General features: G+C 39.0%; 17 protein-coding genes and 1 pseudogene. 8 read left to right on the top strand and 10 right to left on the bottom strand.

The genetic code is table 11. The annotated features are described in order from the left end of the window. Window positions 1–6: 6 nt before the first annotated feature. The 4 genes from F777_RS0108555 to F777_RS0108540 form a co-directional block, all read right to left on the bottom strand. Complete coding sequence (locus F777_RS0108555; protein WP_026751675.1) at window positions 7–834, bottom strand: alpha/beta hydrolase; 828 nt, start codon at window positions 832–834, stop codon at window positions 7–9. Window positions 835–911: 77 nt separating this feature from the next. Then, a complete protein-coding gene (locus F777_RS0108550; RefSeq protein WP_026751674.1) occupies window positions 912–3,299 on the bottom strand; it encodes a M1 family metallopeptidase in 2,388 nt (795 codons plus the stop codon). Window positions 3,300–3,393: 94 nt separating this feature from the next. After that, window positions 3,394–5,784, bottom strand: coding sequence for a M1 family metallopeptidase (locus tag F777_RS0108545; RefSeq protein ID WP_026751673.1), 2,391 nt, complete (start codon window positions 5,782–5,784; stop codon window positions 3,394–3,396). A 15-nt stretch (window positions 5,785–5,799) separates the two neighbouring features. Next, on the bottom strand, window positions 5,800–6,408 hold the full coding sequence (locus F777_RS0108540) for a HupE/UreJ family protein (protein WP_235785912.1): 609 nt from the start codon (window positions 6,406–6,408) through the stop codon (window positions 5,800–5,802). A gap of 22 nt (window positions 6,409–6,430) precedes the next feature. Here F777_RS0108540 and F777_RS0108535 point away from each other — a divergent pair, with 22 nt between their 5' ends. Continuing rightward, complete coding sequence (locus F777_RS0108535) at window positions 6,431–6,919, top strand: DUF6702 family protein (protein WP_026751671.1); 489 nt, start codon at window positions 6,431–6,433, stop codon at window positions 6,917–6,919. On the opposite strand, the gene F777_RS0108530 is transcribed toward F777_RS0108535, so the two are convergent. From F777_RS0108530 to F777_RS16230, 3 genes and pseudogenes are all read right to left on the bottom strand, one after another. Continuing rightward, entirely contained in the window at window positions 6,916–8,205 is a 1,290-nt protein-coding gene (locus tag F777_RS0108530; RefSeq protein ID WP_026751670.1) for a hemolysin family protein, read from the bottom strand. The two genes, F777_RS0108535 and F777_RS0108530, sit on opposite strands and share 4 nt — an antisense overlap. Before the next feature lie 29 nt (window positions 8,206–8,234). After that, window positions 8,235–9,782 (bottom strand): annotated as a pseudogene (locus F777_RS0108525) (ArnT family glycosyltransferase). Window positions 9,783–9,905: 123 nt separating this feature from the next. Next, entirely contained in the window at window positions 9,906–10,529 is a 624-nt protein-coding gene (locus F777_RS16230; RefSeq protein WP_051408521.1) for a phosphatase PAP2 family protein, read from the bottom strand. A gap of 104 nt (window positions 10,530–10,633) precedes the next feature. Between F777_RS16230 and F777_RS0108510 the strand changes: the two genes are divergently transcribed. The 7 genes from F777_RS0108510 to F777_RS0108480 all read left to right on the top strand — a co-directional run bounded on the left by F777_RS0108510 (window position 10,634) and on the right by F777_RS0108480 (window position 17,279). Continuing rightward, entirely contained in the window at window positions 10,634–11,128 is a 495-nt protein-coding gene (locus F777_RS0108510) for a c-type cytochrome (RefSeq protein WP_152530894.1), read from the top strand. Window positions 11,129–11,139: 11 nt separating this feature from the next. Next, entirely contained in the window at window positions 11,140–13,116 is a 1,977-nt protein-coding gene (gene nosZ / locus F777_RS0108505) for a Sec-dependent nitrous-oxide reductase (RefSeq protein ID WP_026751666.1), read from the top strand. 67 nt (window positions 13,117–13,183) lie between these two features. Further along, on the top strand, window positions 13,184–14,185 hold the full coding sequence (locus F777_RS0108500) for a nitrous oxide reductase accessory protein NosL (protein WP_026751665.1): 1,002 nt from the start codon (window positions 13,184–13,186) through the stop codon (window positions 14,183–14,185). A 5-nt stretch (window positions 14,186–14,190) separates the two neighbouring features. After that, a complete protein-coding gene (locus tag F777_RS0108495; RefSeq protein ID WP_026751664.1) occupies window positions 14,191–15,426 on the top strand; it encodes a nitrous oxide reductase family maturation protein NosD in 1,236 nt (411 codons plus the stop codon). Beyond that, a complete protein-coding gene (locus F777_RS0108490) occupies window positions 15,423–16,136 on the top strand; it encodes an ABC transporter ATP-binding protein (protein ID WP_026751663.1) in 714 nt (237 codons plus the stop codon). The genes F777_RS0108495 and F777_RS0108490 overlap by 4 nt, the downstream gene beginning before the upstream one ends. Continuing rightward, on the top strand, window positions 16,129–16,896 hold the full coding sequence (locus F777_RS0108485) for an ABC transporter permease subunit (protein WP_026751662.1): 768 nt from the start codon (window positions 16,129–16,131) through the stop codon (window positions 16,894–16,896). Before F777_RS0108490 ends, F777_RS0108485 begins: the two co-directional genes overlap by 8 nt. Before the next feature lie 11 nt (window positions 16,897–16,907). After that, entirely contained in the window at window positions 16,908–17,279 is a 372-nt protein-coding gene (locus F777_RS0108480) for a group III truncated hemoglobin (RefSeq protein WP_026751661.1), read from the top strand. On the opposite strand, the gene F777_RS0108475 is transcribed toward F777_RS0108480, so the two are convergent. The 3 genes from F777_RS0108475 to F777_RS18590 form a co-directional block, all read right to left on the bottom strand. Beyond that, window positions 17,280–17,831 (bottom strand): fasciclin domain-containing protein, encoded by a 552-nt coding sequence (locus tag F777_RS0108475; RefSeq protein WP_026751660.1) that lies wholly within the window; start codon window positions 17,829–17,831, stop codon window positions 17,280–17,282. A 61-nt stretch (window positions 17,832–17,892) separates the two neighbouring features. Beyond that, window positions 17,893–19,107, bottom strand: a complete 1,215-nt coding sequence (locus F777_RS0108470; protein WP_026751659.1) for a hypothetical protein — start codon at window positions 19,105–19,107, stop codon at window positions 17,893–17,895. Further along, the gene (locus F777_RS18590) at window positions 19,104–19,232 is read right to left on the bottom strand and encodes a helix-turn-helix domain-containing protein (protein WP_369791989.1); all 129 of its coding nucleotides are present in this window, start codon (window positions 19,230–19,232) and stop codon (window positions 19,104–19,106) included. Before F777_RS18590 ends, F777_RS0108470 begins: the two co-directional genes overlap by 4 nt. Between the last annotated feature and the right edge of the window lies 1 nt (window position 19,233).

Genomic DNA, 19,233 nt, shown 5'->3' with positions numbered 1-19,233 from the left:
AATAACTTAATTTTTAGCAAGCATCCTTTTGAAATGCTTGCTAAAAAACAAGATTTGGTAATCAATGGCGTTTTCCCAGTATTTCCAGTCATGATTACCAGGTCTTTCTGTATACTCATGTGCAATTTTAAGCTTCAGCATTTTTTCATGAACTGCTCTGTTCATGGGCAGCACCCTGTCTTCAATGCCACAATCAATAAGTATGGCCAGTGAATCTGCAGGTTTCTGCTCAATTGCATTCAACACACTCCAGTCGTTCCAATATTTTTTATTAGTCAGTGTATCCCCCAATATTTTCTCAACCCCATACCCCTGTCGAATCACTGTTACGTGTAATACCCCACTCATACTACCCGCCCCACTAAAATTGTCCGCATGTCTGAATCCTAAAAACAAGGAACCATGACCTCCCATGCTAAGTCCGGTTAATATCCTGCCCTTTCTATTTGGAATGGTCTTGTAATGCTCATCAATATAGACCGGAAGCTCTTTAGCCACAAAAGTTTCATACCTGAAATTGCTATCAACCGGACTATCAAAATACCAACTGGTTACCGCTCCGTCAGGACATACTATCACCATCTGGTATTGATCAGCCAGCGCTTTTATATGAGGCACACGGGTAATCCAGTTGCGATAGCTACCCCCTGCCCCATGCAACAAATACACAACAGGAAAATTTTGTTTTGCATTTTGGTAACCGGCAGGAAGTACAATTACAGCAGGAATATTTTTATTCATGGACTTACTGGGTACCATCAATGTATCTACTTCAGCTGTAAAGCCATTGAATCCCATTAAAACGAAAGAAAGAATTATCCCAAGTTTTTTCATTGTGTGTTTTTTAAGCAATAACGCAACTTATTAATGGAAACAAGTTGCGTTATTATTATCTATATTGAATCGTTTAATTAATTCTTTTGCTGTGCATGTTGCATTGGATTCATACCGGAAGACTGTCCTCTTCCTCTGCCTGCACCCCCTTTAAATAAACTGAACTTGGAAGGCTCATCTAGCACTCCGTTCGGCCATTTGTTATTTGATTCATCAATATCAGCTGTTTCTTTTAATGGATCCAACTGAATAGATATCGCTTTCTTTTGTGTCATAAACAGTTTGGTTACTTTCTGTTCATTCTTTCTCCAGATTTGAGCAGGAATTTTTTCCGTTTCCTTGGTACCATCTTCAAAGGTGAATTCTACGATGATTGGCATTACAAGACCTCCCTTGTTGGCAAAACTGATTTCATATAAATGAACATTTTCATAAGCGGCCAATGCCTCCCCTGACAAAGGTTCAGGCGTATTCATCACCGGCGCCGGATATTTAAAACTGGAATCATATGGTTCCAGACCGCGGGTATATCTCCAGTAGAAATCTCTTAAACTGGTATCAGCATCGGTATAAAAAATAATGTTCTTATCATTTCTGTTCCGCTGCTTGGATATATCATCAAAAGCTGCTGCACCACTGAATAATGGCTTATCCAGACTACGCATTGCCGGTGCTCCGGTTCTTGGCGCAACTGCTGCAGGCTGTTTGTTCACCACTGCATGCTTTACTCCTTCAATGGCAATATCGCATGGCTCTATGCTATAGAACCAGCCTCTCCAGAACCAATCCAAATCTTCTGCGCTGGCATCTTCCATGGTACGGAATAAGTCTGCAGGAGTTGGATGTTTAAATGCCCATCTTCTGGCATACTCTTTAAATGCATAATCAAATAATTCCCTGCCCATGATGGTCTCTCTTAAAATATTCAGACCAGTAGCAGGCTTTGCATAGGCATTCGGACCAAACTGAATAATATTGTCGCTGTTGGTCATAATAGGCTCCAGCTGTTCTTTCGGCAAGCGCATGTAATCTGTAATTAGACGGGCTGGTCCACGACGGCTGGGATATTTATTGTCCCACTCTTCTTCGGTTAAAAACTGAACGAATGTATTTAACCCTTCATCCATCCAGCTCCACTGGCGCTCATCGCTGTTCACAATCATGGGGAAGAAATTATGTCCCACTTCGTGAATAATCACACCAATCATTCCATACTTGGTAGCTTCCGCATAGGATCCGTCTTTATTGGTTCTTCCGTTATTGAAACAAATCATTGGATATTCCATTCCATTAGATGCTTCAATACTTTGCGCTACCGGATATGGATAAGGAATAGAGAACTTGGAATAGGTTTTAATGGTATGGGCCACTGCTTTGGTAGAGAACTTACGATACAGTCCGTAAGCTTCCTTTGGATAGCCACTCATACACATGACTTTCTTTCCTTCAATATAAACAGGCATGGCATCCCAGATATATCTGCGGCTGGTTGTCCAGGCAAAATCTCTTACATTCTCTGCTTTGTAGATCCAGGTTTTGGTTTTGGCAGATTTACCGGTTGATCTTTGATTGGCTTCATCCAGTGTAGCAATTTCAACAGGCTCCTTGCTGGTTTGCGCCTGATTCCAGCGACTTAATTGTGCAGGCGTTAATACCTGTGCATAGTTTTGACAAACGCCGGTACTTAGTACGATATGATCAGAAGGCACGGTTAAGGTTACATCATAATTGCCAAAAGTCAATGCAAATTCTCCTCTTCCTGAAAACTGCTGATTCTGCCAACCCTGAAAATCGCTGTACACGCATAAACGGGGAAACCATTGTGCCATAGTAAACAAATGATTTCCATCTTCCAGCATTTCATATCCACCTCTTCCGGCAAAAGTCATTCTGTCGGAAATCTTATAGCTCCAATCTACATTGAATGCAAATTTTTGACCAGGTTTCAAAGGCGCTGGCAATTCAACCCGCATCATCGTTTTGTTGATAAAGTATTTCAATGGCTTACCCATTGCATCTGCTAGCCTTGAAATTTTATGGCCATACCCATTATCAGTTTTAGCCGCAGCCAGCTTATCCAATTGATTCGTGTTGATGGCATTCTCCAAATAGGAAGCATCCTGATAATTGGCATTGTTAACCGTACTGTGCTGATTTTCATCGAGCTGCAACCACAAATAAGTTAACACATCAGGAGAATTATTGTAATAGGTAATGGTTTCTGACCCCGTTAAGCTCAGTTTGGGTTCATCCAGTGTAGCTTTAATTACGTAATCAGCTCGCTGTTGCCAATACTTTGGACCTGGAGCCCCACTGGCTGTTCTGTATTCATTGGGCGTGGGTAATATGGTACCCAACTGCTCAAACTTATTCCCATGGTTAGATGTGGGATTATTCATGATGTTTTGCGCCTTTGCGGAATACACAGCTAAAATGGTAAAAGCAAGCGTCAAAAATTTCTTCATACACTATTTTTTATGAATTGCTATAGCTAGGCTAAAATACAAAATGCCACCCGAATTTAAGCAGGTGGCATTGTATATTGTTTTAAACTATGTATTAGTTAGATTTCTGCATGGCGTTTTGCATTGGATTCGCACCGCTGGATTGACCACGGCTTCTTCCGGAAGCACTCTTGAATAAGCTAAATTTGCTTTGTTCAGGAGCAACCCCGTTTTTGGGCCATACATTGTTTCCTTCGTTAATATCAGCAGTTTCTCTCATTGGATCTAACTTAATATGCTTGGCTTTTTTAGTGGTCATGAACAACTTGGTTACTTTTTGCTCATTTTTTCTCCAGATCTGAGCAGGAATTTTTTCCGTTTCAGTGGTTCCGTCTTCAAAAGTAAACTCTACAATAATTGGCATTACTAATCCCCCTTTATTAGAAAAAGTAACTTCATAAAGGTTCACATCCTGGTACTTGGCTTTCTCTTCTGCAGTCAATTCTGTTGGTGCAGGGAAACTAGGGACAGGCACGCGGGTTACTGAATCATAAGGCTCCAATCCACGGGTATATCTCCAGTAGAAATCTCTTAAGCTGGTATCCGCATCGGTTAGGAAAATAATGCTTTTATCGTTTCTGTTTCGCTGCTTTGAAATGTCATCAAAAGCAGCCGCACCACTAAACAAAGGCTTGGCCAAAGGCATGGTTTGTGTGGATGCTTGAGGAACATTTGGTTTGGCATCAGGATTCATTACCGCATGCTTTACGGTATCAATTGCTATATCCACAGGATCAATTCCATAAAACCAGCCTCTCCAGAACCAATCCAGGTCTTCTGCACTAGCATCTTCCATGGTACGGAAGAAATCAGCGGGTGTAGGATGCTTGAATGCCCATCTGCGAGAGTACTCCTTGAAAGCATAATCAAATAATTCTCTGCCCATAATGGTTTCACGAAGAATATTTAAACCGGTTGCTGGTTTGGTATAAGCATTGGGGCCGAACAAAATAATATTTTCGCTATTGGTCATAATAGGCTCCAATTGCTCTTTAGGCAAACGCATATATCCAGCAATACCCCAGGCCGGGCCTCCTCTGGAAGGATACTTATTATCGAATAATTCCTCTGTAAGGTACTGAACAAAACTGTTGATACCTTCATCCATCCAGCTCCACTGACGCTCGTCACTGTTTACAATCATCGGGAAGAAATTATGTCCTACTTCGTGAACAATCACCCCAATCATACCAACCTTGGTTTGCTCGCTGTAAGAGCCGTCTTTATTGGTTCTTCCATTATTGAAACAGATCATTGGGTATTCCATACCATTGGAAGCTTCAATACTTTGGGCAACCGGATAAGGATAAGGAATAGAAAACTTAGAATAAGACTTGATGGTATGAGCCACTACCTTGGTTGAAAACTTTCTGTACAAACCATAGGCTTCTTTGGGGTAGCCACTCATGCACATAATCTTTTTACCCTCAACATAAACCGGCATGGCGTCCCAGATATATCTACGGCTGGTAGTCCAGGCAAAGTCTCTGACATTTTCAGCCTTGTATACCCATGTTTTTTTCTGTGTACTTTTTGAACCTTCCTTGGCTTTTGCCTCTTCTAAAGTGGCAATTTCAACAGGTTCTTTAGCAGTCTGAGCCTGGTTCCATCTGGCCATTTGTGCAGGGGTTAAAACCTGTGCGTAGTTTTGACAAACGCCCGTACTTAATACAATATGGTCTGCTGGAACCGTTAGGGTAACATCATAGTTTCCGAAAGCAAGGGCAAACTCTCCTCTTCCGGTAAACTGTTGGTTCTGCCATCCCTGAAAATCACTGTATACGCACAAACGGGGGAACCACTGTGCCATGGTAAATAAATTGTTGCCATCTTCCAGGGTTTCATAACCACCTCTTCCCCCTTCAACCATTCTGTTGGTGATTTTATAACTCCAGGCCACATTGAAAACAAATTTTTGTCCTGGCTTAAGCGGTGCAGGTAAATCAACACGCATCATGGTTCTGTTGATGGTGTATTTCAATGCTTTTCCAGTAATATCAGTTAAAGATGAAATAATATGTCCGTTCCCATTGTCTTTCTTGGCGTTGGCCATATTGTCCAGCTGACTGGTGGTTAGCTGACGAGGCATAGAAGTAGCATCCTGGTAATTAGCATTGTTCTTGGAACTGTGCTCATTTTCATCCAGCTGTAACCACAAATAAGTCAATACGTCCGGAGAGTTATTGAAATACGTTACGGTTTCTGTACCCTTTAATTTCAAATTGGCTTCATCCAATTCTGCTTTAATAACATAGTCTGCTCTTTGTTGCCAGTACTTTGGACCGGGTGCCCCGCTGGCAGTCCGGTATTCGTTAGGGGTTGGCAAAATGGTTCCTAACTGTTCAAACTTGTTCCCATGATTAGATGTGGGATTGTTCATGATATTTTGGGCCTGTGTGCGAGCAGCAAACAAAGCAAGTACCATGAACAGCGCAACTTTTTTCATAATTGAGTTGGTTTATTAAAAGGGTAATCTTTCTAATGCCATTTGCAGAGCAATGGCGAAAATTCCGCCGGAAACATATAATAAATATTCCCTTCGGTTTATTTTAAAAAGCTGAACGAATATAAGTGAAATAATAAGAATAGCGAGTACGATTACCAGCTGTCCGGCCTCCAGCCCCAGATTAAAGGCCAATAATTCCGGAACAATATTTCCCTCCTTGCTTAAGAGACTTTTCAGGTAATTACTAAAGCCCAATCCGTGAATCAATCCGAAAAAAGCGGCAAAAAAATAAATCAGCGGGAATTTGGCCTTGTACACAAATTTTTTAACAAAAACATTGCTTATAGCAGTAATAACAATGGTAACCGGAATCAGGAATTCGATCCAGTTAACGGAATAATTGACAATATTAAAAACACTTAAAGCAAGGGTGATGGAATGCCCCAGCGTAAAAGCGGTAACCAGCCAAAGCAGTTTTTTCCAATCAGCAAACTGATAGCGAATGCAAAGTGCGGCAACAAAAAGAATATGGTCGATTCCATTTAAATCAGCAATATGCTCATATCCCATCTGGAAAAAAAGTCCAAAATCAATCATAGCAGCAATATAAATTAAAACCGACATTTGCTGTAAATAAACTGGTTCAATGGCTACAATTTTTGTTCAATGGCTGCTATCAGCAAGCCTTGCACTTTTTCACCCTTTTTTTGTTTCGGTGATTGAAATCAACCATAACGAAAAAGAAGCAACGGCTGAAATAAGCATCCGCATTTTTACAGATGACCTAGAAAAAACGCTTCAAAAGCAATCAACCGGTACCATTGATATCATTAAACCTGCCAACAAAGCCTATATAGATCAGCAAATCAACCAGTATATTGGAAAGACATTACAAATTAAGATCAACGGGAAGCCGGTAAAATTCAACTATATCGGTTACGAAATCATAAGAGAAAGTGTTTGGTCTTATTTTGAAGTGGAACAAGTAAAAGAAATGAACACCGTAGACATTCATTGTTCAATTCTTCACGACTACGAAACCAGTCAGATTAATCTATTCCATGTAAAAAGTAAGGGGAACCAAAAAAGTTACAAACTAGATTATCCGCAAAAAACCATTCAATTTAGCTTCTAATCATGGGTAATCAATGGCTCGCTTGACGTAACAAGGACTTTGTCAATCCGGTGATTGTCCATGTCAACAATTTCAAAAGTAAAGGATTCCCATTCAAGGGTTTCACCCGTTTTAGGTATGCGCTCCAGATGATGAATGATAAATCCGGCCAGGGTATTGAAATCCTGCTCCCATTTTTCCATCCATTCTGTTTTGTCAAACTTACTCAGGAAGTCGTAGAATGGAATCTGGGCATCTATCAGGTAAGAGCCATCTGCTCTTTCAATAATTTCATATGCTTCATCTTCTTCCTGCGGAATATCACCTACAATGGCTTCCAGAATATCGTTTAAGGTCATCAGCCCCTGCACACTGCCGTATTCGTCTACAATAAAACACTGATGAATTTTTGTTTGCTTGAATTTTTCCAATACCTGATAGGCTGAATTGTTTTCCGGCACATACATGGCTGGCTTCATAATGGAGAAAATAGTTGCATCTGCGTCGGCTGCGAACAAGTCCTTAATGGATACGACACCTTTAATATGATCAATATCCTCTTCACAAACCGGATACACAGAGTGAATCATGTCTTGCAGCAAACTCCTTACTTCTCCTACTTTCTTATCTCCCTCTATCCATTCAATATCGCTTCTGTGCGTCATTAATGAAGTAATATTCCGGTCACTTAAGTGAAATACTCTTTCAATAATTTCCTGCTCAGCCTCTTCAATGGTTCCCTGTTCAGTACCTTCACTGATAATGGCCTTAATTTCTTCTTCTGTTACCTGATTCTCATTGGCCTTTATGCGCATCAGCTTAACTATAATATTAGATGACTTTGACAATAGCCAGATAAATGGGAAAGTGAGCCAGCCGGCAAAACGCATAGGGCCTGCAACAGATTTAGCGATTCCCTCAGGATTACTCAGTCCAATTCGTTTGGGTACCAACTCCCCTAAAACAAGGGACAAATAGGTAACAATTATAACAATGATGGTAGTTGCAATGGTACTTGCATAAGCAGTAAATACGGGAAAGCCTGAAAGCCAATTGGCCAAAGGTTCTTTGAATTTATCACCGGAAAAAATACCAGTTAGTACACCTATTAAAGTAATCCCAATTTGAACAGTAGATAGAAACGTATCCGGATGATTGGCCAGTTTCAATGCTTTTGCAGCATCTTCATCACCCTTGGATGCCTGGGCTTCCAACCGGGCTTTCCTGGCAGACACCAAGGCAATTTCTGCCATGGAGAACAATCCGTTCAGAATAATTAAGAAAAGAATTATAAAAAACTCAGTCATTTTGGTAAAATTAAGCAAAATTCACAAGTCTAAGGTTTCCCGTCTAAATCGATGATGATGTATCTGGGCGTTTCCTTCTCTCTTGTTGTAGGATTTAAAAAAGGCAGGGTTAATAAGGATACGGAAAACTGATTTCCTTCATGAATTACTTTAGCTTTTGGAAAAAGAGGAGAAAAACTACTCAGACTATCCTTGCTCGTCAGCACTTTTTCTGAAGGAAGGAAATCAGATGGAGATTTCTTAAATGGGAAAATATGATTGGCGTAAAAATGAAGGGCATTGCTATTGTGAATACCATACAATTTCAATTTAGCTTTTTCTATCTGATTACGTTCAATAAATGCTGCCGCATCGTTGCCCATTTGAAATTGTAATAGTTTAGGATAAAAACCAGTAGACAACAATAGATTGACCCCAATACCTGTGATTAAAAAAGGCATCAGAAATCGGGTTCTCTGAACTGCGATGTTTTTAAATGACAAAACAAAAAAAGTAACCCCATTAACCAGTAGCAGAATAAACACAAAAGATTGTTGAGGGAAAACAAAGAGCACAATCATTCCAGCGGCAATCCATAAAACAGAAAATATAAATCCATGCCATACCAACATGGGTTTAATCCATTTCGGATATTGGTTCAGTATTAAAAAATCGTAGATAAACCTGGCAGTAAGAATGGCAGCTAGCGGATACACAACAAAAATATAATGCGGTAACTGAGCCTGACTTCTGGCTAACACAAGATAAGTTAGCACAAATCCTGCAAGCGTAATCAATTCCTCTTGTTCACTGATTTTACAACGTTGAATGATTATTTTCCAGCAAGCTGTTAGCAAAGCCAGCAAGAAAACAAATATCCAGGGAAGAAAACTCCAGAACATATTTTCAAGCAGAAAGGTAAAATGCCCCATTTCCTTGTAAAAATTCTCTCCCGTATATCTGCCAAAGCTTTGCGTCCAGAAATAAAATTTCAAACCGGAATCAATCGGTCTTCCATTGATCAACTTGCCGGGCTGCAGATCATATTGCTGATAAAGCCCCATACACATAGGTAAGAGTAATATACCAATGATGACTACCCCCAATAAATACTCCCAACGATATAACTGTTTCCAGTTTCGCTGTGCAAGAAAATGAGCGGCAAATGCCAAGCTGGGAACCATTAATGCAACAGGTCCTTTGGTCATCATTCCACAAGCAATGAAAACAAAGGCGCCAATAAAATTTTTCCATTGCTGAGACCTAAACCATTCAGCCAGCTGCCAGATAGTTAATATTACCCAGCCCATCAACATGGTATCGGTTCTGATATCATGGCTAATTAAAAAAACAGCCTGAGAACTGGCAAGTACCATTACACTTATGCGGGCTATATCTTCATTCTAAAAGATTCTTGCCAATTTACCTGTTGCATACAACCCAGCCAATAAAACCAATAGGGATGGTATTCTGTAAGCCCAGTCATAAATGCCAAATATTTTCATTGACAAAGCGGATAACCAGAATAATAAAGGTGGCTTATCCAGATAATCCTGTCCCTGATCAAATATTTGTAAAAAACTGTTTCGCTGCAGCATCTCACGGCTAATAGATGCATACTGGGAAGCATCAATATCCATTAGGGGGATCATAACCGCCCCAAGACAATAAACCACCAAACAGGCAGCCAGAACGGAAAAATAAAACCGATTGCTAATCATTTAGATTGTATTATATATTTCTGCCAAACTGATTTTTTCAGCAGTACGATTGTGCCAGTATCCGGTAATCCATCCAATTAAAGATCCCAGTAAAGCTCCAAAGAAAATGTCTAAAGGGTAATGAACGCCAACATATACCTGACCATAGGCAATTGTTGCTGCCCAAACCAACAATAAATATTTCCATTTACCAATCATACTTCCGATAGTGACCAGAAGATATACGGCAAACCCAAAGTGATTGGTGGCATGCGAAGAAGTAAAACTATATCCTCCTGAACACCCATTTAGTAGCATTCTAATCTGATTCATGAGATAAGGATCCCTACAGGGTCTGGGTCTTTCAAAAAAGGGTTTAACCAAGCTACTGCTTATTTGGTCTGTCAAAACAATGGTTATAACAGCAAAAAGAATAAAAGGAAATGCCTTTTTCCCAAAATTCAAAATAGAAAATACCACCAAAAAAAGATAAAAAGGAACCCAGGCATTCCCTTCTCTGTACCAGGGAAAAATAGCATCTAAAAAAGAATTTGTGTATCCTTTATTCAATAGCAGAAACAGTTCCTGATCGGCCTGTATGATTTTCTGTATCCAATCTGCAGATAAGGTTATTGAAAGAATCATAACGCAAAATAAGAAGAATATGCAGTTATTATTTTTTTAAGGATATGACCACAGTCATAAAAGTTCGGATTTCAGATAAATAGTTTTACATAAAATTTAGCATTATGAATATCAAACCAATTGCTTTTCTACTGATAGCTGCTAGTACATTAGCGGTTATTGCCTGTGGAGGCGGAGGCCAGAAAGCTGACTCATCAGCCAGCTCAACTCAGGAAGCCCCGGCAGCCACTGCATCTTCTCCTTCCGATTATGACCCTAAAAGAGGGGAAGGTAAATTTGACGCTTCCAATGTAACGGTTGGTCCTCTGGATCAGGCCATGGCTGCAAAAGGTGAATCAATTTCAGCAACCAAATGTAATTCATGTCATAAAATGACTGAAGAAAGACTGGTTGGTCCAGGATGGAAAGGCGTAACAACCCGAAACGCTCCTTATTGGATTATGAACTTTATTACCAATCCGGATCCAATGATTGAAAAAGATCCTAAAGTACAGGCACAATTAGAGCTTTGTCTGGTGAGAATGCCTAATCAAAGCCTAACTGATACAGAAGCCAGAGAAATATTAGAATTCATGCGCAAAAACGATGGCGCTAAATAAAATAAACAACTATGAAACTTATTCAATCCACCACAATTGCCGCTGTTTTTGCAGCTACAGCGTTATTTTCCTGCAAGCCTAAAAATTCAGGAAGTGCCGTTAGCGGAGACGCTGCTGCCAAAGCTTATGTAGCACCTGGTAAATACGACGAATACTACAATTTTGTATCAGGTGGTTTCAGTGGCCAGATGAGCGTTTACGGTTTGCCAAGTGGCAGACTCTTAAGAGTGATCCCTGTATTTTCTGTGGATCCAGAAAAAGGATGGGGATACAGTGAAGAAACCAAACCCATGTTGAATACTTCCAACGGTTTTGTTCCCTGGGACGATTTGCACCATACAGAAATGAGCCAGACCAATGGCGAAATCGATGGTAAATGGGTATTTGCCAATGGTAACAACACACCCCGTTTGGCAAGAATTGATTTGAAAACATTTAAGACTGCAGAAATTATTGAATTGCCTAATTCTGCCGGTAACCATAGTTCTCCTTTCGGAACAGAAAACTCTGAATACATTGTTGCGGGGACCCGCTTCAGCGTACCTTCTGATGAAGACAACGGAGACGTTCCTATCAACTCCTATAAAAAGAATTTCAAAGGACATATTTCCTTTGTTAGCGTTGCAAAGGAAACCGGTGAAATGAAACTGGCATTTCAGTTGAAAACACCTGGCGTAAACTTTGACCTTGCCAGAGCTGGTAAAGGCAAATCACACGGATGGTTCTTCTTCAGTTGCTACAATACAGAACAGGCAAGTACTTTACTGGAAGTAAATGCTTCTCAGAAAGATAAGGACTTTATTATGGCTGTTAACTGGAAAAAAGCTGAGGAATACATTAAAGCCGGCAAGGGTAAGAAAGTTAAGGCAAAATATGCGCACAACAAATGGAACGAAGCTACCCACTCTGCTACTTCAAAAATGGAAGAAGAAGTATTGGTGTTGGATGTGAAGGAACTTAAAGACATCGTATACTTTATTCCTTGTCCTAAATCTCCTCATGGCTGCGATGTTGATCCTACCGGTGAGTACATTGTTGGCTCTGGTAAATTAGCTGCTTTGATTCCTGTATTTAGCTTTGACAAAATTCAGAAAGCAATTGCTGATAAATCATATGATGGTGATTACGAAGGTATCCCTGTAATTAAGTATGATGCTGCATTGTACGGAGAAGTGAAGAAGCCAGGTCTTGGACCTTTGCATACAGAGTTTGACGGTAAGGGTAATGCCTATACTTCCTTCTTTGTTTCTTCAGAAGTGGTAAAATGGAATATTAAAGATTTAACCGTTGTGGATCGTGTACCAACCTACTACTCTGTTGGTCACTTGAGCATCCCTGGCGGAAATACCAAGAAGCCATCACCCAAGTATTTGGTTGCCTACAATAAAATCACCAAAGACAGATACCTGCCAACCGGTCCGGAACTGGCACAAAGTGCTCAGATATATGATATCAGCGGAGATAAAATGCAGTTGATTTTAGACTTCCCAACCATTGGTGAGCCTCACTACGCACAGTCTGCCCCAGCTGATATTATCAGAAACAACGGTCAGTATAAAATTTACAAAATCGGAGAAAACAAACATCCGTATGTTACTGCCGGTGAAGCCAATGCCAAAGTGGTTAGAGAAGGAAACAAAGTGCATGTTTACATGTCTTCTATCCGCTCACACTTTGCTCCGGATAATATTGAAGGTATTAGAGTTGGCGATGAAGTGTATTTCCATGTAACCAATTTAGAGCAAGACTGGGATGTGCCTCATGGCTTTGCCATTAAAGGTGCAGATAATGCAGAACTGTTAATCATGCCTGGTGAAACCACCACTTTAAAGTGGGTGCCTAAGAAAGCAGGTATGTACCCCATGTATTGTACCGATTTCTGTAGTGCTTTGCACCAGGAAATGCAGGGTTATGTAAGGGTTTCCCCTGCAGGAAGCAATGTTCCGCTTAGCTTTAGTTTAGGCAAACCAGTTCCTGAATCTAAGTAAGCTGGATTCATTAAAAGGAGCAGGAAGTGAAAACCTACTGCTCCTTTTTCATTTAAAATTTTTGAAGATGAAGCAAGAAATAAGTAAACAATCAAAAATGCTATTGATTGTAAGTGCCATTTGTTTAGGTATATCCATCTTTGTTCCTATCTGGAGAATAGAACTGGATGCACCACAATATCCAGAGGGATTAGGACTGCAAATTTTCTCTTATAAATTGGGAGGTGATGTTGACATTATTAATGGTCTGAACCATTATATTGGTATGCAAACCTTACACGCTGAAAACTTTATTGAATTTACCCTCCTACCCTATATCATTTCATTTTACGCTTTATTAATGCTGATTACAGGCATAAAAGGCGGAAAAAAAATGCTACTAACCACTTTTATAGCATTTGTAGTTTTTGGAATAATTGCCATGGTAGATTTCTGGAGATGGGAATACAACTATGGACACAACTTAGACCCTAATGCAGCTATCATTGTTCCGGGAATGGCTTATCAACCACCGCTTATCGGATTTAAACAATTATTGAACTTTGGCGCATTTTCTGTACCGGATATTGGCGGCTGGTTGTTTATTGTGGCAGGTTTATTAGCCTTAATTGCAGTTGCCATAGAATTCGGCTGGCTAAAAAAGTGGATTAAACCAAATACCACCATGCTGCTCATTACTATTATAACGCTTAGTTCCTGTGGATCAAAAAATCCAGAGCCGCTGGTTTTAAATAAAGACCTGTGTGAATCGTGTAAGATGACGTATGCTGATGTTAGATTTGGAGCAGAATATATAACCAGCAAAGGAAAAGTATTTAAGTTTGATGACCTAAGTTGCATGTTGGCATTCAGCAGTAATAATAAAAAAACGGTAATTGACAAATGGTATATCAACGATTATAATGGCAATAACGTATTGATTGATGCTACCAAAGCATGGTATGTTTTGCATGAAACCATCAAAAGCCCTATGAATGGCAATACTGCTGCATTTGCACAGCAACATGAAGCCGAAAAATTTGCCGCAAGTTTTGCAGGAAAAGTTTCAACCTGGGAAGAAATTAACTAATAAACATGAAGTATGTTTTCTTTTTGGTGCTACTCTTGCTATCGGGAATTACGGGGCATTCAACTAAACTACACGTAGGCCCCGATAAGAAATACAAGAAGATTAAGCAAGCAATCACTGATGCAAAAAAAGGCGATACGATAATTGTATTCAAAGGTCTTTACAAAGAAAGAAATATTCTAATTGACAAGTCTGTTACATTAATTGGAATCAATCTTCCCATCATTGATGGTGATAGAAAATTTGAAGTCTTATCGGTTAAAGCCAGTAATGTAACAATCAGTGGATTTAAAATTCAACATTCCGGTTATGCTACATTGGATGACCCCGGCGGCATAAAAGTGTATGAATCCGAGAATGTAAAGATTATCAATAATGATTTGTATGATAACTTTTTTGGTATATATATACAGTTCAGCAAAAAATGTGTAATTAAAAACAACCGAATTATTTCTTTTGGCAAAGAAGAACAAACAATTGGGAATGGAATACACTGTTGGAAAAGCGACAGTCTCCAGATAATCGGAAATAGTATTAGCGGGTGCAGAGATGGCATTTATTTTGAGTTTGTGAACAATTCTACCATCTGGAAAAACAAAGCCTACAACAATATCCGTTATGGCCTGCATTTTATGAATTCTAACGATGATGCCTACTATTCTAACAAATTCAGTAAAAACGGAGCAGGTGTTGCTGTTATGTTCTCAAAGAAAATAACCATGCGCAACAATCATTTTGCTGATAACTGGGGAGATGCTGCGTTTGGAATATTATTTAAAGAAATTTCGGATTGTATTTTAACTGGAAATACATTCGATAGAAATACAGCTGCTGTTTTTATGGATGGCAGCAACAGAACTTTGGTTGAAAACAATCAGTTCACCAATAACGGATGGGGACTTAAAATACAGGCCAACTGTATGGATAATATCATTCAAAAAAATAACTTCATCAAAAACACATTTGATGTGAGTACGAATGGAACTCTATTATTAAACCAATTCAAAAACAATTACTGGGACAAGTACACAGGCTACGATTTGAACAAAGATAAAATTGGGGATGTGCCTTACAGGCCACTTAGTCTTTATGCTGTTATTGTAGAATCAAACCCAACCAGCATGTTACTCTACCGTAGTTTTATTGTTTCCCTACTTGACCAGTCGGAAAAGAAAATACCCAGTTTAACACCTGAAAACTTTATTGATGAAAGTCCTTTGATGAAGGCGTTGAAATTATGATAGAAATTAAAGACATATCAAAATCATTTGGCAAACTCTCAGTCTTAAGAGGAATTGATCTTAATTTAAACAGAGGCCAGTGTATTGCACTTATCGGACCCAATGGTTGTGGGAAAACCACATTAATCAAAATTATTCTTAGTATGGTGATGGCCGACAATGGTGAAGTAATTATTAATGGTCAATTAATCACCAAGGATATAGCTTATAAAAAGATGATTGGATATATGCCACAAATTGGCCGCTATCCGCAAAACATGACGATTGGCCAGATTATTGAAATGGTTCAATCCATCAGAAATACCAGTGAAAACCTGGATCTTTCTTTGTATCAATCCTTTGGAATGGATGGCCTTCTTGATAAAAAGATGGGAACACTGAGCGGTGGTACTATGCAAAAAGTAAGTGCGGTGCTGGCTTTCATGTTCAATCCTCCCATACTGATACTGGATGAACCGACCGCAGGTCTGGATCCTATATCGGCTGAAATTCTGAAAGAAAAAATTATTGCAGAAAGAAACAATGGGAAATTGATAATCATCACTTCTCACCTTCTTAGTGAACTAGACAATATGGTTTCAGAAATCATTTTCATGCAGGAAGGAAAAGTAGCTTTCCATCAATCTGTTGAGAAATTGAAAACATCTACAGGAACTACTAATATATCAGAAGCCATTCTAAGAATTTTAAAAAGCAAAGTAAATGAATAGAATTCTGAAATATATTTTACTTGATATACTCAAAAACAAATTCGTTATTGCCTATACAATTATGCTGGCTGTAATAGGCTGGTCATCGTTTACGCTTGAAGACAATAGCGCAAAGGGAATATTAACATTACTGAATCTTATATTACTTACGGTTCCCTTGGTTTCCATACTATTTGCGGCCATTTATATTTACAATAGCGCTGAATTTATTGAACTACTGATAAGTCACCCTATAAAAAGAAAAGACATCTGGCTTAGCCTGTTTGGAGGATTAGCCGGAAGCATGGTACTCGCATTCGTTTTAGGTGCTGGTATTCCCCTGCTAATTTACAGTGATTTTAGCCAGTCGATTCTTATGTTAGCCATCGGCATAATCATTACTGTCATTTTCGTAGCATTGGCAATGCTATGCACCATCATTTACAAAGACAAAGCAAAAGGCATAGGCCTAACCATTATTCTCTGGATTTACTTTGCCTTACTTTTTGATGGCATTCTGTTGTTTTTGATGTTTCAATTCTCAGACTACCCTATTGAAAAACCAATGGTTGCCTTAACAGCTTTAAGCCCAATAGATCTATCCAGAATTTTAATGCTGCTGCAACTGGATTCTGCCGCATTACTGGGATATACGGGTGCCATATTCAATGAATTCTTTGGTAACACCAAAGGCATGATAATTTCATTTATGCTCTTGCTGGGATGGATTGTTTTACCATTGATTATTTCATTGAAAAAATTTAATCGAAAAGACCTCTAAAATCATTCAACATGAAAACAGATATTACCAATAGAGGGGATATTGAAAAACTAGTTAACAGTTTTTACGAAAAGGTTCTGAAAGAACCTTCTATCTCGTTTTTCTTTACGGAAATTGTTCCCGTAAACTGGGAAAAGCACTTACCAGTCATGTACGATTTCTGGGAAAATATTCTGTTCTTTACGGGTGGTTACGACGGAAATCCTATGGCCAAACACAAGGATATTCATAAAAAATGCCCCATGAAGATGGAGCATTTTCAAAAATGGTTAATGTTATTTACTGAAACGGTAGATCAATTATTTGAAGGAGAAAAAGCCGAACTGGCTAAACAACGTGCAACCAGTATTGCCACTGTAATGCAAATAAAGATGTTCAGTTAATTATTTAGGCAATAAAACATCGTTAATTACATGGATAATTCCATTGGAAGTAACAATTGAGGCTACAATTTCAGAGCCATTTACTAAAATCTTATCACCATTTTTGGTGATTTTTACTATACCGCCATTCACTTGTTCAAATTCCTGTCCATCCTGCATATATTCGGATTTCAAAACGCCAACATAAGTGTGGTACTCCAGGATGTTCTTTAAATCAGCCTTCTTTTCTGGCTTTAAAAGCCCTTCAACTGTTCCGGCAGGTAATTTTTCAAATGCAGCATTTGTAGGTGCAAATACAGTAAATGGTCCTGCATTACTAAGGGCATCCACCAGACTGGCGGCTTTAACAGCAGCTACGAGCGTACTGTGATCCTTACTTCCTATAGCTACCTGAACAATATTAGGGCTGGAAGTTTCATCCTTAACAGCAGATTGTCCTACAGAAGTTTGTTCAGTACTGGCAGCATCAGCAGGAGCTTCAGCGTTTTCGCTAGCGCAACTTACACCCAATAAAATAAATAAGCAAGAATAGAGAATCGGTTTTGTTTTCATGACCTTTAAGATTTATTTGCCTAAAGGTCAGCATTGATATATAATTTTTTTATGATTACAATCACAACACGCCATTTTTTTGGGGCGCTAAATATCGCATAAACCCAATTGCGGAAAGCAGCAGCAGTAATGCAACGCCTAACAAAATTTCATTGATAAAAGGAACCACTGTATAACTCAAAGAGGCTATGCCCTGAATACCAAGAAAAAATTCATTTAAAAACACCATAACAGCAAAGAATTTAATTGCCTGAGCCGACTTCCTGTTCAATGTAAAATAGGGCTGATCAATTAAATATGCCAGTAAGAATAACAAGGTAAATGCCAGGAGCACAAGGTGTAAATAAGCAATCACAATAGGTCTAAATCCAAAAGCCAGTTTACTAATACTGGGTATGGTAGATCCCGCCTGTAAAGCTATTTTAACCATTAGGGCTAACATGGATAATAATCCCACAAAAAATAAAACGGGTTTCTGATCTGCTTTTTTTTTAAAGCCGGCAGTTAAAAATTGTCTGATTAAATAAAATAGCCCAACACATTGTACAAGCGCAGACAAAACCACCAATACATAAATCCAGACCGGAAGTTTCAGCCATAATACTGATAACCCATAAGCCGGAATCACACTAATAGCAAAAGCTTTGAAAAAAGTATCCTGATGAGCAAAATTCAATTGGTGCTGATTCATCCAGTTCACTAATAATCCCATGCAACCAAAGAAAAACCACCCATTATACTGAAAATGTAAAAACCAGTAAGTAGCTGCCAGGTAATTGTGTTGTTTTATACTGCCAGTTAACCACATTTCAATTAACCAGAACTGGGCAATCAAAGAAAACAAAAATAAAACCCCACCCATTTTAAACCAGCGCATGGCAGAACTTTTAAGTGCTGCCCACTTAAACAGCCCTAAAACAACAAAAAGTAATACGGCAATAAAACTCATCAACTGAGCTGTTACGGCAATCATTCCAAACCCTTGCCAGATAAATGCCATACAGGCTACATAAGAGAAAAATAAATTGGCATGAATAGTATGCGTCAGCAATTTCAATTGACCAGCCCTTAGTGAATCATGAATAACAAACAAAATAAATGTTAACAGAAAATGGGTAATTAAACCCGAAAAAGCAAAACCAGAATGAGCAAGCTGCAAATGTTTCTGATTAACAATGGGGAATGAAAATCCTATCTTATACCGCATAATAACACCAAGTAATGCTACGATAATCAAACTGAGCAATCCTAGTGATAATAAGCGTTTTGGATTCATTTGTAATACAATTTATGGTCGATAATTTTCACCTTGTTTCTTTCAGACAACTTTGATAAGGTTCGGATTACTGTTTCCACCCTTAGACCTGTAAAGTCTGCCAGCTGTTGTCTGGTAAAAGGCACA

It is taken from the genome of Sediminibacterium sp. C3 (genome assembly GCF_000508085.1).
Taxonomy (GTDB): Bacteria; Bacteroidota; Bacteroidia; order Chitinophagales; family Chitinophagaceae; genus Sediminibacterium.
The sequence above is the reverse complement of the archived record's forward strand: the minus strand, read 5'-3'. Positions and strand labels throughout refer to the sequence as shown.

What these genes read in the sequence shown, in the direction of transcription:
- F777_RS0108555 (WP_026751675.1), bottom strand. Translation starts at nt 834, where the DNA reads ATGAAAAAACTTGGGATAATTCTTTCTTTCGTTTTAATGGGATTCAAT.
- F777_RS0108550 (WP_026751674.1), bottom strand. Translation starts at nt 3,299, where the DNA reads ATGAAGAAATTTTTGACGCTTGCTTTTACCATTTTAGCTGTGTATTCC.
- F777_RS0108545 (WP_026751673.1), bottom strand. Translation starts at nt 5,784, where the DNA reads ATGAAAAAAGTTGCGCTGTTCATGGTACTTGCTTTGTTTGCTGCTCGC.
- F777_RS0108540 (WP_235785912.1), bottom strand. Translation starts at nt 6,408, where the DNA reads ATGTCGGTTTTAATTTATATTGCTGCTATGATTGATTTTGGACTTTTT.
- F777_RS0108535 (WP_026751671.1), top strand. Translation starts at nt 6,431, where the DNA reads ATGGCTACAATTTTTGTTCAATGGCTGCTATCAGCAAGCCTTGCACTT.
- F777_RS0108530 (WP_026751670.1), bottom strand. Translation starts at nt 8,205, where the DNA reads ATGACTGAGTTTTTTATAATTCTTTTCTTAATTATTCTGAACGGATTG.
- F777_RS16230 (WP_051408521.1), bottom strand. Translation starts at nt 10,529, where the DNA reads ATGATTCTTTCAATAACCTTATCTGCAGATTGGATACAGAAAATCATA.
- F777_RS0108510 (WP_152530894.1), top strand. Translation starts at nt 10,634, where the DNA reads ATGAATATCAAACCAATTGCTTTTCTACTGATAGCTGCTAGTACATTA.
- nosZ (WP_026751666.1), top strand. Translation starts at nt 11,140, where the DNA reads ATGAAACTTATTCAATCCACCACAATTGCCGCTGTTTTTGCAGCTACA.
- F777_RS0108500 (WP_026751665.1), top strand. Translation starts at nt 13,184, where the DNA reads ATGAAGCAAGAAATAAGTAAACAATCAAAAATGCTATTGATTGTAAGT.
- F777_RS0108495 (WP_026751664.1), top strand. Translation starts at nt 14,191, where the DNA reads ATGAAGTATGTTTTCTTTTTGGTGCTACTCTTGCTATCGGGAATTACG.
- F777_RS0108490 (WP_026751663.1), top strand. Translation starts at nt 15,423, where the DNA reads ATGATAGAAATTAAAGACATATCAAAATCATTTGGCAAACTCTCAGTC.
- F777_RS0108485 (WP_026751662.1), top strand. Translation starts at nt 16,129, where the DNA reads ATGAATAGAATTCTGAAATATATTTTACTTGATATACTCAAAAACAAA.
- F777_RS0108480 (WP_026751661.1), top strand. Translation starts at nt 16,908, where the DNA reads ATGAAAACAGATATTACCAATAGAGGGGATATTGAAAAACTAGTTAAC.
- F777_RS0108475 (WP_026751660.1), bottom strand. Translation starts at nt 17,831, where the DNA reads ATGAAAACAAAACCGATTCTCTATTCTTGCTTATTTATTTTATTGGGT.
- F777_RS0108470 (WP_026751659.1), bottom strand. Translation starts at nt 19,107, where the DNA reads ATGAATCCAAAACGCTTATTATCACTAGGATTGCTCAGTTTGATTATC.